Here is a 14055-nt window from a genome sequence, read left to right as displayed (position 1 = left end):
TTTGCAAGATTTATTGTTTTCATGATTAAGTTGGTTATTAGTTAATAAATTGAATATCAATATAGATATAATTTGTCTATTTTTTGCTTTTAATACTAACAAAGTCAAATTAGTTCAGCTTAAAACTTCCTTTTTCAAATGTTTCAGGAATCTATTTCCAAGTATATGTTCCAACTGATCCAGCTTCCAGAGAAGCGGTAGCCCATTTCCCGTTAAATTTAATATTAAATGTTTCTGTTGCCGATCCGTCATTTTCAACAATTAAAACTTTAGATCCTGAAGGTGTGATAAAAGCAACGTTTTGTAAATTTCCTCCCGAATTACTTTCAATTCGAACAGAGCCCATCGGAACAAATTTTGACGCATGTGCAATTATGTAATAGGCTACATTACGCTGATAACTGTCTGTTGACGTAATCGTGATCGCGCCTTTGCACATGGTACAGTCGCCATCTGTATGAGGGCCATAATTGGCATTATTGGCTACATTCCATTCTAAGGCATTCTTGCTGTAGTTTCTCATTGAACCGATAATTACATTTCTAGTATGCCATTTTAAATCGCCGGCAAATTGTCCTTCTGAAGACGTCCATTGTTCTGTAAAATATACATTTTTAGTTGGAAAAGAATTGTAAACATTGGTAAGAGCGCTGATATCTCCTGCATATAAATGAAATGCTGATCCATCCACAAAAGGAAATGCATCGGCATCTGCCAAAACAGCTTTTGGATAATTAGGATTATCACAATTGTGGTCGTAAGCAATAATTTTTACCTTTAGATTTGCGGACTTTGAATGCGGGTCCTAAATTATTTTTAATAAAATTGGTCTGATCCAGTGCAGACATATACATACTCGGATTATTTCCGTCATGAAGAGGTTCATTTTGAGGCGTTACAGCATCAATCGCAATACCTTCTGCTTTCATCTGCTGTATGTATTTTACAAAATATTTGGCATAAACGTCATAGTATTCTGCTTTCAATTTTCCTCCTTTAAAACTGTTTACGTCTTTCATCCAAAGAGGTGCAGACCAAGGTGTTCCTAAGATTAAAATTTTAGGATTAATTGCCAGAATTTCTTTCAGCATAGCAATTAGATTTTTGTCTTTTTCTAAACTAAATTTAGCCAGACTTAAATCTGTTTCTCCTGTTGCAAGATCATTATAAGTAAAAGGTTCTGCATTTAAATCTGAAGCTCCAATACTTATTCTGATATAACTTATTCCAATTGAATTTTCTCCAGCTCCAAATAATTCCTGCAAAAGAGCAGTTCGTCTTGTGGCATTTAATTGATTCATTACCTCTACGCTTCCTCCAGTTAATGTATATCCGAAACCGTCAACTGTTTGATATTTCTGAGCTTCTTTAACTTCAATAGTACTGTAAGTATTTGTAGTGGTGCCAAATCCTAATGTTCCAGATTGCTTTGCCAGTAAAACGCTTTGATCTCCTTTTGTAAGCCAAAAATCGACATCGTTTGTAATGACTACGGGCGGATTTACCACTGGTGGATTTACAGGAGGATTTTCGACTGTATCATTTGAAGACGAACATTTTACCTGAGCCAGTACGGCTGTCATAAAGAAAAATGCTTTTATGGTATTAGTAATATTCAATTTCATTTTCTTGTTTATTTAGTTAGCGCACCATTAATATACAATCGTCTGTATAGCATGTGCTGGAATAGTAATAGTATTTTTTGTCGTTTGATTTTCTAAAGAATAAACAATCTCTTTTTCAGATTGATTCATTATGATAGTAATCAATTGTCCGTCAGAATTTTTAAAAGAAGTACTCAGTAAAGATTTATCACTTATTTTTTCTATTATTCTTTTGGCATTTGGTCTGATGAATTTGGAGAAATGTCCAATATAATAATACATTGGGGTGTATATTAATTCGTCTTTTACAGTGTTGGCATGAATTGGTGCAAAACAGAAATTACCAACATGATTTGGGCCTCCGTTTTGATCTAAAAGAATATTCCAATCTGTCCATGCAACTGTTCCGTTATTAAAATCGTTAATTATATTGATTCCGTAACGCTCAGCATTTCCCCAAAACTGATATTTTTTAGCATCAAATCTTTCGATGCGACCTTCAGTAAAAATTAAATTTTTATTTGGAAAAGCTTCGTGAACCTTTGCAACAGATTCGAATTGAGGCGGACCTCCATTCCAAGTTTCATACCAGTGAAATCCAATTCCCCATGCGTATTTAGAAACTTCAGGATCCGAAAAAACAAGATTAGCGCGTTTTTCCAGCATATCTCCTCTATTATGATCCCAAATTATAATATTTTTAGAACCAAGTCCTTCTTTCTCTAAAGTTGGTCCTAAATGATTTTTAAGAAAATCTCTTTCAGCTTCGGGGGTATAAATACAAGATTCCCAGCTTTGTTTGGCCATTGGTTCATTTTGAACTGTTAATCCCCAAATCGGAATTCCTTCTTTTTCATATGCTTTTATAAACTTAGCATAATACAATGCCCATGATGGAGCAAATTCAGGCAATAAAACGCCGCCGTGCAAAATATCATTATTGTCTTTCATGAAAGCTGGGGGACTCCATGGACTTACAAATAATGTTAGTTTTCCGCCGGCTGTTTCAATTGCTTTTTTGATTAATGGAATTCTATATTTTCGATCGTGATCTATATTGAAGGTTTTTAGTTCTTTGTCTCCTTCTGCAATATAAGTGTAGCTGTCACTGCTAAAATCACAGCTGTGAATATTTGTTCTGGCTAAAGAATAGCCAATGCCCATATTTTTATCGTAATAGGCACTTAAAAATTCCTGTTGTTTTTTAGGAGATAATTTAGCGAAAACTTCTGCACTTGCATCTGTAATTGCACCTCCAATTCCGAGAAAAGTCTGGTCTGTTTTTTCGGTATTTATAATAATAGATACTGTTGTATTTTTTTGTTGTGTAGTGTTGTTTGAAATTAGATCATTTGATAATGATAATTTCCAATTGGTATTTTCGGCAGTAGTAAAAACCTTTATTTTATTATTTTTCTGCGATGACGCATTGTTTTTTTGAGCCGTAAGTTTTGTAAAACAGCTTAATTGGATTAGTATAAAGGCTGACAGCACTATTTGAGTTGTGGCTTTCATATTGTTTTATAAACAGTTTTTAAATTAAAAGTAAGAGAAGACCAACAGGATGATTCAAATTGATCTTCTTTCTTACTTTACTACAAAATATTAATAAACAAGCGTTTGTATAGCTCGAGGCGGAATTTTAACCGCTGCTTTTTCAGCTCCAATAATCAAATTATAAGTAAGCTCATTTTCTGACTGGTTCATTACAACTGTCGCCATAGTTCCATCAGTATTTAAAAATGAAGTGCTTAATAGTGCGCTTCTGCTAACTGCAGTGCTCACTCGTACAGCGTTTGGACGAATGAATTTAGAAAAGTGTCCTATGTAATAAAAAGACGGCGTATAAATTAATTCCCCTGTTGTTGTATCTGCATGAATTGGTGCAAAACAAAAATTTCCAACGTGATTTGGGCCTCCATTTTGATCCAATAGAATATTCCAATCTGTCCAAGCTACAGTTCCGTTGTTAAAATCATTAATCATATTGATTCCGTAACGTTCTGCATTACCCCAGAATTGATACTTTGTCGCATCAAATTTTTCAACACATCCTTCTGTAAACATTAGTTTTTTATCTGGATAAGCTTCATTTACTTTGGCAACATTATCAAACATTGGCGCACCGCCAGACCAGGTTTCGTACCAATGAAATCCCATTCCCCAAACGTACTTTGTCGCTTCTGGATCAGAATAAATTACATTGGCACGGTAATTCATTAAATCGCGGTTATGATCCCAAACAATAATTTTTTTATCGCCTAAGTTTTCTTTTTTCAAAGTAGGTCCAAGATATTTTTTGATAAAATCTCTTTCCGCTTCGGCTGTATAAATACAAGATTCCCAAGTCTGTACCGCCATTGGTTCATTTTGTGTCAAGTACCCCAGATCGGAATTCCTTCTTTTTCGTAGGCTTTTATAAACTTTGCATAAAAATTTGCCCAAGTCTGATAGTACTCTGGAAGCAGTGTGCCACCTTTTAATACATTTTTATTGCTTTTCATAAAAGCATTTGGCGACCAAGGCGCAACATAAGTTGTCAATTTTCCACCAGCTTTTTGAATAGCTTGTTTTATTAGAGGAATTCGATACTGCCTGTCATGATCAATAGAAAAAGTCTTCAAATCTTTATCTCCTTCTTCGATATAAGAATAGCTTCCACTGCTAAAATCAGAACTTTGAATTGTTGTTCTTAGCAAAGAATAGCCAATACCTTTTTGTTTATCGTAGTAAGCATTTAAAAATTCTGCTTGTTTTTCTTTTGAAAGTTTAGCAAATATTTCGGCGCTTGCGTCTGTAATAGCGCCGCCGATTCCCATAAAAGTCTGAAACTTTTTTGCTGGTTCAATAAAAACCGAAAATTCAGTTTCTAGAGGTTGTTTCTTTGCAGAAAAAGTCAAATTATCTGTTGATGTTAATCGTAACTTTGAGTTTTCTGCTGTGGTGTAAACGGTTATTTTTCTGCCATTGGCTGTAAATTCTTTTTTTGTTTTTGGCTGTTGTGCAAAAGTCTGCAACGACAAACAAAAGGCATAAAATATTTAGACTATTTTTTTTCATTCGCTCCCAATTATTAGTGTTTTTTAATTGAAGTTTTGGAGAAATCTAAAACTGATTTTTAATCTCTTTTAAAGAATTTAAAAAATAGCCCATACTCATAATGATTATGGGCTATTTACAACCAAACTTAAACTTAACTTAACTCTTTATTTTCCTCTTAATTCGATTTTTGAAACGGTGATTCCATCTTTAGTAAACGTGTTACCGCCAGAACGAATTAATAAATAGATTTTTCCTGTTTCAGAGAATTTTACCACGTTTGTAACTGTTCCCGTTGCATCATTTTTAACACAGCCTACAGTAGAAAGCATTCCAGAGAAACCTGCTTTTGCACAGCCGTCCCAAGTACTTAATCCCATTACTTTGTTGTCTTTGTACTCAACCCCAGATTGTGGAGCAGATTTCCCTGCATAAACCTCTAACCAAGTTTCATCAGAACCGCTTGGACTTGAAACACGCATGTTGATGGTGTATTCTTTGTCTTTTACAACATCGATTGCTTGATAAATTCCTTCTTGCGCCCATCCTCCTGGAGAGTGAATTGTTGCGCTATTATTTGCAAATGACCAAAAAGCGGCACCAGTAGCGCTAAGATTTAAAATAGTCCATTTTGCCTGATCTTCTGCTGTTGCAAAAGAGCCGCCTTGTACTAAATTTCCTTTTAGCGGATCTGAAGTTGCCACTACTACTTCTTTTGAAGCTGAAGCTGTACCGCCTCCACTGCCAATAGCTGTATGTGTAATAGTGTAAGTTCCTGCATCTGGCAACGATATTTCTTCTTCCATTTTACCAGCATATTGTCCTGCACCAGTATCCCAAAAAGATTTTAAAACACCTTTTGGCTGTGCGCTTAATTTATAGGTATTGACTTTACCTTCTACAGGAGTAACGGTAAAAGATGCATCAACATTTTCGTTTGTTAATCCATTATCAACAATGGAATCATCTGGCTGACAACTTGTAAAACTTAATACGGCTGTCATAAAAAACAATGCTAAAAACCCTTGTTTTTTCATTAAATTTATTTTCATATGATATTGTATTAGCTAAATTAGTACTGAGGATTTTGTACAAGTTTTGTGTTTTCTAAATCTTTTTGCGGAATTGGCCAAACTTCGTTTTTTCCAGCAACAAATCCTTCACCAGCAAGAACCGAAGTCGCTTTTCCTGTTCTTACTAAATCGAACCAGCGATGTCCTTCTCCAGCCAATTCTAATCTTCTTTCGTTAGCAATAGCATCTAATGAAACTGGTACAGAACCTAATCCAACTCTGGCTCTTACAGCATCTAATAAAGCTTGTGCTCTGGCTCCAGTTCCTCCAAGTGCCTCTGCTTCCATTAAATACGTATCTGCTAAACGAATTGCATACATATCTTGTTTGTAATTTAAAGCCTGTGCTCCTCCTCCTTGAGAAGTATCAGAGTTTAATGGCATAAATTTCTTTAAGAAATATCCCGTATCCTGATCACCCGGTGCATAATCTCTTGCGCCAGATGCTTTTAGTGCCAGCATATCAACAATTGTAGCGTCAAAGCGCGGATCTCCTTTTAGGGCATTGTATAAACTTGCAGTTACAGGATTAAAACTCCATCCTGAGATATAATCTGGTATTGTAGTTGTTTTTCTGCCATAACCTCTTGGTCCAACCATTATATTAACAGAGTTACCTTCGTCATTTCCGCCTCCCCAAAATCCCCAGTCTGCATTACTTTTATCAGTATGCATAATTTCGATAATAGATTCTGTATTAAGCTTATTACTGATTACCCATAAATCTGCATAATTGCCAAGCAGTTTGTATCCGTACATGCTCGTTCCTCCCGGCGTACCATTTACATCTGCAAATTCAGCAGTTGCTAGAGAGTTCTTTCCTTCGTACAAATAAACTTTTCCTAATAAAGCCTGCACAGATCCTTTAGAAAAGCGACCTCCTTCAGTTGCATAATTAACTGTATTTGGTAAAGCGGCTTTGGCTTCAATTAAATCTTTCTCAATTTGAGCATATACTTCTTCTGGAGTAGATTGTGTAATAGTATAGGTTTCTGCTGGCGAAAGTGGTGCTGTAATTAATGGTAAGTTTTTAAAAGTTCTTACTAATTCAAAATAGTAATATCCTCTCATTGCTTTTGCTTCTGCGACAAAACGCACTTTTTTAGCCTCGTCCATTTTTACATTTGGCAATTTTTCCAACAAGATATTTGCTCTTGCTATACCTTGAAAAAAGTCTCCCCAGAAACTTCTCGGCATATTGATTTTATCCAATGTATAGTTATCAAAAGCATGAATTCCTGCTCCGTCTCCAGGTCCCCCGCCTCCAGCGTAAAAATCATCTGAACCTGCATTTAGCATACAGACCATATTTTCAAAACCTTTGGATTGTTTTCCCATTATATCGTAAGTGGCAACCAATGCTGAAAATGCTTCTGTTTCATCTTTATAATAGTTGTCCACTAATGGCGGCCCTTTTGGATCTACTGTTAAAAAATCTTCCCCGCACGAAGAGCTAAGAAGCAATAATCCAACTGCGGCGAATGAATATCTTATATTTTTAATTTTCATGATTCTAAATTTTAAAATTGTAAATTAACCCCTAACATTACAGTTCTAGCTTGTGGATAATATCCTTTATCGATACCTAAAACTCCTCCACCAATTTCTGGATCATAACCAGAGTATTTTGTAAATGTCAATAAGTTTTCACCAGTCAAATAAAGTCTAGTTTTTGAAAGACCAGCTTTTGATACCACATCACTTGGCAGGCTATATCCAATTTGAATGGTTTTGATTCTCCAGTAATCTCCATTTTCTAAATAAAAATCAGACGGACGTGAGAAGTTTTTATTGTTATCAACTGATGATAAAATTGGATAAGAATTAGTAGATCCTTCACCAGTCCAACGTCCTAATGCAGATGTTTGATAGTTTGCATCTGTAATATCCAGACGGCGAAGTCCTTGAAAAATTTTGTTTCCAACTGCTCCTTGGGTAAAGATTAATAAATCAAAGTTTTTATAATCTAAATTAATTGTGAAACCATACGTATATTTAGGCAGAGGGCTTCCGATAAATGTTTTATCATCATCTGTAATTGTTCCATCTCCATTAAGATCCTGCCATCTAAAATCACCTGGTCTTGCATCTGGCTGAATTAAACCTCCTGTCGCATTAGTATACGCGCTGATTTCTGCTTGATTTTGAAAAATCCCTTGTGTTTTAAACCCGTAAAAAGAATTATATGATTCTCCTACCTGCGTTCTTGTAACAGGACCCATGTTTTGGAAAGAAGCATCTCCAGAAATAAACTGAATACCTCGTCCTAAATTTGTAACTTCATTTTCTAAGTAAGAAATATTTCCACTTAAGCCAATGTTAACCTGACCAATTCTTTTGCGGTAAGACAATTCTAAATCAATACCTTTATTTTGCATGTCTGCAATATTTGCAGATGGTCTTCCTGGGCTTCCAACGTGACCTGGCAAATCGATATCTTGTAAAATACCTGTAGATTTTTTGATATAAAAATCAGTTGTTAAAGACAAATCATTAAAGAAAGTAACATCAAACGCAACGTTGGCCTGACTAGTTTCTTCCCATTTCAAATCTGGATTTGAAGGTGCATTTGGACTGTTTCCAATTACAACAGAACCTTGATTTCCTATTGTATAATTTCTACCTGATCCAATTGTAGGCAAGAATTTGAAGTCTCCAATAGCATCACTACCTGTAATTCCGTAACCTCCTCTAAATTTCAATTGCGTAACTACTTTATTTTCCGGCCAGAAATTTTCTTTTGTCGGCACCCATCCCAAAGAGAATGATGGAAAAGTTCCGTATTTATTATTTTGACCAAAACGAGAAGAACCATCACGACGCACAATACCCGTAACAAGATATTTTTCTTTATAATCATAATTTAACCTTGCAAATAACGAAGTCACTTTATGTTCGTAGCCATCAGAAGCAGAAGCAGTAATATCATCTGTTATAGCACCTGAGTTGAAAGTCGCTTCATCAAAATTAGTGGCTGGCAGGTTTTTGTAAGTAACTGTAGAACCCGAAGTAATATTATCGATGTATGCTCCCTGTCCAACTAATACTGTGAAGTTATGATCATCAATTTGTTTTGTATATGAAACAGTGTTTTCAATATTCCATCCAAAACCTTTGTTTGTATTACGTGTCAAACTATTATTTGGGTTAATAGTCGAAGAGTTAAAGTAAAATACGGGTGTAAAACTTTCCGAACCCCAATATGCTAATTTACCACCTAAAGTACTTCTAATTTTTAAACCTTTGATCGCTTCTAATTCTAAATAAGCGTTTCCAACAAAATTATCAGACCAGCCATAATTTCCTAATCTTGTTTGAATGTATGCTAGTGGATTACTCATTTCTTGAGTTACATCTTGTGAAACTCCGTAAGGATTTCCGTTCGCATCTCTCAAAATAAAAGGCTGATTATATGGATAGCCAGTTGCAACAGTTGGATCTGTAACAATAGCAGGCGTTGTTGGATCTAAATTAATAGCAGAACTTAATGGTCCGCCATATTCGTTATTTGTATTTCCAATTCCAACATTCTTTTCGTGAGAATAACCTAAAGTCTGACCAAAAGTTAATCCTTTTACAATTTTATGCGTAGAGTTTAAACGAATGTTTTTTCTGTTGTAATTAGAAATTGGTGTTGCTACAATACCTTCTTGATCTAATAAACCAAAAGAAACGTAAAATGTCGAAACATCATTTCCTCCTGATAAACTTAATTCGTGCCCTGTTTTTTGAGCATTATCATTAAAGATTGTTTTTTGCCAATCTGTCCCCGCTCCATATGAAGATGCATTAGGATAAGGAAGTGTGTAAGGCTTTGCAGGATCTGGTGTATAACCATTTGCATATCTCTCATTCATTAAAGTAGCATACTCTGTCGCATCAAGTAAATTTAGTTTTCTTGCTTCTTTGCAGAAAAACCTGTGTACCCATTATAGTTTACACTCATTTTTCCTGATCTACCCTTTTTAGTAGTAATAAGGATTACCCCAGTTGCAGCTCTGGCTCCATAAATAGCTTGAGATGCTTGCATCTTTTAAAACCTCCATAGAAGCAATATCTGATTGATTCAAATATCCAATTCCTCCTGAATCAACAATTACACCGTCAACAACCCATAGCGGTTCATTATTTCCAAACGAAGTAATACCTCTCACACGTATTGTAGAAGAAGATCCAGGCTGTCCAGCATTTGCTTGCAATAGTAACCCCAGAAACCCTTCCTTGAAGAGACTGCTCCACTCTAGTTATTGGTAAATCTTCAAGATCAGAAGCTTTTACACTAGAAATTGCACCAGTTACAACAGATTTCTTTTGAGTACCATATCCAACAACAACAACTTCATTTAAAGACTGTGATTCTGGTTTTAATTGAATTGAGATTTTAGTTCTTCCATTTACAGCTTCAGTTACTGTAGCGTAACCAATAAACGTAATGGTTAAAGTTCCATTTGAAGGAACTTGTATCTGAAATTTTCCGTCGAAATCAGACGCAGTAGATTTAGTAGTGCCTTTTAATAAAACTGTTGCGCCTGGAACAGGCATTCCACTTTCATCATTTATCATTCCACTTACTGTGACATCCTGAGCCACAGCTATAACCGAGAATAATAAAGATGAAATACAAAAAACAAGTAATTTTGTTAATTTCATTTTTCTAAAAATTTTGGTTAATTAATTAGTAATTTGATGCAATACTAAAACTTAATTTTTACTTTTCGCATTTAAATATCATTACAAAAACACATCAAATTAAAAATTTTAATATTATAAAAACACATCAAAAAAAACACAAATAATTGATTTTTAAATATTTAGTAAAATAAAAAATAGTACTAAATAAAAGTTAAATAGAAAAATAAACACTACACACTGATATAAAAGAAATATAGCATGAAAAATTGCCAAGACTACAACGTGATAGTACTCTTAAAACTCACATAACGTCTTATTTTATAAACATTTACAGTAACTTAACATGTGAAATTTCAAGAAATAAAAAAACAGAGAATATGATATTTTTACACTACTTTTTTTACATTATTAATAATTTGTATTTAATATTAAAATTCTTATATTTAAAAATAACAGCAAAGAATTTACTTTCAAATAAAAATTAAATAGGGAGAGAATTTTAAAATTAAAGCTTCAAAAAATTGATTTTAATTGATAATGGCGGCTACGTGAATTAGATATTTCTGTTAGTTTTAAAAAACTTAAATTAAAAAAGGATTTAGTGTTGTTTATTCTACTATATCTATCGTAAATAGTAAAATAATTGTCCATTAGACGTAAATAGAAGGACTCTACCGCATTATTATTTGTTTCTTACAACCATAGCTTATTATGCATTAAAGCAACCTGATACGACGAATTAAGGGTAGTAAGTAAAAATTAAATAGATTTATTTAGAGTGAGATGATATTAAACTGTTATTCAATGAAAAAAACTTATTGAAGTTAATTGAAGCTCATAAAAGCTTTCAAGGAGCTTTGTGAGAACTTTTAAGGAGAGAATTAGTTAGAACACTTTAAGGGAAGTAATTATCAAAAAATGCAGACTTCATTATATTTAGATGCTTAAAAATTAGAACATTAAACAACAAGAAAAACTTTAATTGTAGGTGTGAAAAAATAGCCCATAATCGAAATTATGGGCTAACCAGGCAATAAACTTAACTTAAACTAACCATAGTTTAAATCTTCTGAATAATTCATTCTAAAGTCGAATGAAATAAAATTGTTTGAAAAATCGAAAAAGGAAATTTTTAGCCTTCCTTTTTCGAAAATAACTAACATGAAATTATTATTGAGGTTTATAAACAAATGTCCAACCTGTACCAGGGTCTTTTAAACTTCTTGGCACGTATAATACTAATTCGTCTTCGGTAAGTGTGATAATGTTATACTCATTAGCAGTATTACCAGCCTCATAACCTAATATTTTTGAGTTTTGAATAATCAGTTTTTTATTAGTTGGATCCAAAACAAAACTTCCTTTTTCGGCAGTGGTTACGACCGTTTGATAATGATTGTAATTTGTCGCACTATTTAAGTCGAAATGCATTTTTCCGCTTACATCTAGAGGAGGACAACAATCTCCAGCATTCCACCAAGCACTCATCGCTGAATCTGGATTATCTGGAGGCGACATAAACCAGAACATCGCGCCTGTACCAGCAACACCATCAAAAACCCATGTCTTGCCTGTAACAGTATTTTCACTTACTAAGTCATACCAATCCTGATCCAGACGTGTATCTAATTGATCAATTTGAACATCTATTGTTTTGGTAAAAAATTCACCTCCTAAAGTTCCAATGAAAGTAAATGTAGATTTCCCTGGAATTGGGTATACAATTGTTACTTCATTCGTTAGAGCCTTCCCTAGGTTATAATCCCAATAACCTGTAACACCCGGAGTATCCATCTTTAAGGTAACTTTATTACCTCCCGGAGTACTATGAGTAGCTGTCAAATTAACTCCTGCAACATCTGTAGAATTTGTCAGTTGCTGCTCGTCTACAATTGGGTCGCATGCCGAAAAGACCAGCATAAACGCGACAATTAATAAATATTTTATATTATGAATTTTCATGTTTCTAATTATTAATGGTTATTAAATATTACCAACCTGGGTTTTGTGTATAAACTCCGTTTAAAACTCTCATTTCTGTTTCTGGAATTGGAACTAAACCTTTAGTTTCTGGTCTATATTTTACGCTGTAATTAGCGTCAACACCTGAATTTCTAACTGGAATTACATCTGTAAACGAAGCTTCCACATCTCCCCAGCGAAGAATATCGAACCAGTGTATACCTTCGAAAGCAAATTCGTGTAAACGTTCCTCTTTTATTGCATTTAGAGAATATCCAACTGGTCCTAAGTTTGCTCTTAATCTCACAGCATTCAATCCTTCTGCTGTCTGCGTAATTTCTGAATGCATTAATAATACATCTGCAAAACGCATAAAGATAAAATCCTGAGCATGCATTAACTGCATATCGGCATTTGACCAAGAGTACATTTGAACAAACATACCAACATTTGATCCTGCCCCGTTATCATGTTGTAAGGATGCATATTTTTTATTAAAATATCCTGTTTCATGATCTCCTTTATCTCTAGCATAACCAGCTGTTCCTTGATCTGCTCTTCCAACTTCTAGGATAGAACCTCTTTTTCTTGGATCAAGATCTGACCAGTCGCTGTATAATTTTGGATTAATTGTACACCATCCCCAGCCTTCGCCAAATGGCACTTGTGAGTTACCACGCATTGAATTAAACAAAGCAAGTCTGTTGGTATAGATATTACCATTTGTCCAGCCCCAGTCACCAAATGAGAATCTTTGTACAAACATTGTTTCAAAGTTTCCTGTTCCAAAAGTTGGAGCAATACCGTCTTGACCTACCCATGATAACCCTTCTGTAGCGACCCAAGGGAGCACGTTTGTTCCAGCACTTTTATTAAGATAAGAATAAGCCCAAAGATTTCTAAAATCTGATGCCAATTTATGCCCGCTGTTATTAATACAATCCGTTAAATAAGAAGTCGCTTGCGTTCCCGTTATAGAACCACCATCAACCAGAGGAAGATCTGCAGTAGCTTTTTTCTCCACATTTGTCATATATCCAGTATAGAACAAATATACTCTTGCTAAATACGCTTCTGCAACCCATTTGTTTGCATGTCCGTAACGAGCCGTTGGAATACTAGTTATAGGGGTAGCAGGCATTGTTTCTATAGTTCGCTTTTAAATCTGAAGCGATCACAGCAAAAGTTTCTTCGTAAGTTGATCTGCCAACATATCTATCAGCATCATACGTCAAAATAAGCGGCACGCCTCCAAAAAATTTAGCTAATCTGAAATAAAAGAAAGCTCTCATAAATAAAGCTTCTCCCAATGCTTGTTTTTTAAAATCTTCAGCTTCAGTTGCAGTTTTAAAATTCTTAGAAAAATCTGCTAATGGAATTGCTTCTATAATAGCGTTAGCTCTCGAAATACCATTGTAAGATTGTTTCCACATATCATGATAGGTATCTTCAGCAGGATCTTCAAAATTATCTACCCATTTTGCTGTTTTATCATCTGGACCTCCATCGCCAAACATCATATTGTCCATCAAATTGGTACGCTATCTGCTCTTCACTATGAATATTTACTGTATAAATGGCATTATAAACACCAGACATTGCCTCTTCGATATCCGTTGGTGTCTTATAGTATGTACTCAAGCCTTTTTCTCCAAGATTATCCTGATCCAGATAATCATCACAACTTGCTGCCATAAAAATTGCAGAAACTGCTATAATATATTTTAGTTTTTTCATTTTGATTGT

12 protein-coding genes and 2 pseudogenes are annotated in these 14055 nt (G+C 34.5%); all 14 read right to left on the bottom strand.

What is annotated here, in order from left to right; all coding sequences use genetic code 11:
• Window positions 1-151 precede the first annotated feature (151 nt).
• The 14 genes and pseudogenes from ACZZ95_RS08600 to ACZZ95_RS08535 all read right to left on the bottom strand — a co-directional run bounded on the left by ACZZ95_RS08600 (window position 152) and on the right by ACZZ95_RS08535 (window position 14046).
• The gene (locus tag ACZZ95_RS08600; protein ID WP_463471643.1) at window positions 152-346 is read right to left on the bottom strand and encodes a glycoside hydrolase family 30 beta sandwich domain-containing protein; all 195 of its coding nucleotides are present in this window, start codon (window positions 344-346) and stop codon (window positions 152-154) included.
• A 63-nt stretch (window positions 347-409) separates the two neighbouring features.
• Window positions 410-1301 (bottom strand): annotated as a pseudogene (locus ACZZ95_RS08595) (glycoside hydrolase family 30 protein); the annotation flags it as partial.
• 351 nt (window positions 1302-1652) lie between these two features.
• The gene (locus ACZZ95_RS08590; protein ID WP_463468727.1) at window positions 1653-3119 is read right to left on the bottom strand and encodes a glycoside hydrolase family 30 protein; all 1467 of its coding nucleotides are present in this window, start codon (window positions 3117-3119) and stop codon (window positions 1653-1655) included.
• Window positions 3120-3209: 90 nt separating this feature from the next.
• Complete coding sequence (locus ACZZ95_RS08585) at window positions 3210-3389, bottom strand: glycoside hydrolase family 30 beta sandwich domain-containing protein (RefSeq protein WP_463471642.1); 180 nt, start codon at window positions 3387-3389, stop codon at window positions 3210-3212.
• Window positions 3390-3467: 78 nt separating this feature from the next.
• Window positions 3468-4423: pseudogene (locus ACZZ95_RS08580) on the bottom strand (glycoside hydrolase family 30 protein); the annotation flags it as partial.
• A gap of 387 nt (window positions 4424-4810) precedes the next feature.
• A complete protein-coding gene (locus tag ACZZ95_RS08575; RefSeq protein ID WP_463468726.1) occupies window positions 4811-5680 on the bottom strand; it encodes a hypothetical protein in 870 nt (289 codons plus the stop codon).
• 35 nt (window positions 5681-5715) lie between these two features.
• Window positions 5716-7224 (bottom strand): RagB/SusD family nutrient uptake outer membrane protein, encoded by a 1509-nt coding sequence (locus ACZZ95_RS08570; RefSeq protein ID WP_463468725.1) that lies wholly within the window; start codon window positions 7222-7224, stop codon window positions 5716-5718.
• A gap of 11 nt (window positions 7225-7235) precedes the next feature.
• Window positions 7236-9572, bottom strand: coding sequence for a SusC/RagA family TonB-linked outer membrane protein (locus ACZZ95_RS08565; RefSeq protein WP_463468724.1), 2337 nt, complete (start codon window positions 9570-9572; stop codon window positions 7236-7238).
• Between the two features lie 108 nt (window positions 9573-9680).
• A complete protein-coding gene (locus ACZZ95_RS08560) occupies window positions 9681-9869 on the bottom strand; it encodes a hypothetical protein (RefSeq protein ID WP_463468723.1) in 189 nt (62 codons plus the stop codon).
• Window positions 9841-10365 (bottom strand): carboxypeptidase-like regulatory domain-containing protein, encoded by a 525-nt coding sequence (locus ACZZ95_RS08555; protein WP_463468722.1) that lies wholly within the window; start codon window positions 10363-10365, stop codon window positions 9841-9843. Before ACZZ95_RS08555 ends, ACZZ95_RS08560 begins: the two co-directional genes overlap by 29 nt.
• Before the next feature lie 1152 nt (window positions 10366-11517).
• On the bottom strand, window positions 11518-12309 hold the full coding sequence (locus tag ACZZ95_RS08550; RefSeq protein ID WP_463468721.1) for a hypothetical protein: 792 nt from the start codon (window positions 12307-12309) through the stop codon (window positions 11518-11520).
• Window positions 12310-12337: 28 nt separating this feature from the next.
• Window positions 12338-13450 (bottom strand): RagB/SusD family nutrient uptake outer membrane protein, encoded by a 1113-nt coding sequence (locus ACZZ95_RS08545; protein ID WP_463468720.1) that lies wholly within the window; start codon window positions 13448-13450, stop codon window positions 12338-12340.
• Complete coding sequence (locus ACZZ95_RS08540; RefSeq protein ID WP_463468719.1) at window positions 13428-13829, bottom strand: RagB/SusD family nutrient uptake outer membrane protein; 402 nt, start codon at window positions 13827-13829, stop codon at window positions 13428-13430. Before ACZZ95_RS08540 ends, ACZZ95_RS08545 begins: the two co-directional genes overlap by 23 nt.
• Entirely contained in the window at window positions 13801-14046 is a 246-nt protein-coding gene (locus tag ACZZ95_RS08535) for a hypothetical protein (RefSeq protein WP_463468718.1), read from the bottom strand. Before ACZZ95_RS08535 ends, ACZZ95_RS08540 begins: the two co-directional genes overlap by 29 nt.
• Window positions 14047-14055: the final 9 nt, after the last annotated feature.

Source organism: Flavobacterium sp. AC267 (assembly GCF_979258715.1).
Note: the sequence above shows the minus strand (reverse complement) of the source record. Positions and strands in the feature narration are given on the sequence as shown.

Bases quoted from the DNA above. Each gene is read 5' to 3' on its own strand.
- ACZZ95_RS08535 (WP_463468718.1), bottom strand. From the start codon at position 14,046: ATGAAAAAACTAAAATATATTATAGCAGTTTCTGCAATTTTTATGGCA.
- ACZZ95_RS08575 (WP_463468726.1), bottom strand. From the start codon at position 5,680: ATGAAAAAACAAGGGTTTTTAGCATTGTTTTTTATGACAGCCGTATTA.
- ACZZ95_RS08540 (WP_463468719.1), bottom strand. From the start codon at position 13,829: ATGATGTTTGGCGATGGAGGTCCAGATGATAAAACAGCAAAATGGGTA.
- ACZZ95_RS08570 (WP_463468725.1), bottom strand. From the start codon at position 7,224: ATGAAAATTAAAAATATAAGATATTCATTCGCCGCAGTTGGATTATTG.
- ACZZ95_RS08550 (WP_463468721.1), bottom strand. From the start codon at position 12,309: ATGAAAATTCATAATATAAAATATTTATTAATTGTCGCGTTTATGCTG.
- ACZZ95_RS08600 (WP_463471643.1), bottom strand. From the start codon at position 346: ATGGGCTCTGTTCGAATTGAAAGTAATTCGGGAGGAAATTTACAAAAC.
- ACZZ95_RS08545 (WP_463468720.1), bottom strand. From the start codon at position 13,450: ATGCCTGCTACCCCTATAACTAGTATTCCAACGGCTCGTTACGGACAT.
- ACZZ95_RS08555 (WP_463468722.1), bottom strand. From the start codon at position 10,365: ATGAAATTAACAAAATTACTTGTTTTTTGTATTTCATCTTTATTATTC.
- ACZZ95_RS08590 (WP_463468727.1), bottom strand. From the start codon at position 3,119: ATGAAAGCCACAACTCAAATAGTGCTGTCAGCCTTTATACTAATCCAA.
- ACZZ95_RS08565 (WP_463468724.1), bottom strand. From the start codon at position 9,572: ATGAATGAGAGATATGCAAATGGTTATACACCAGATCCTGCAAAGCCT.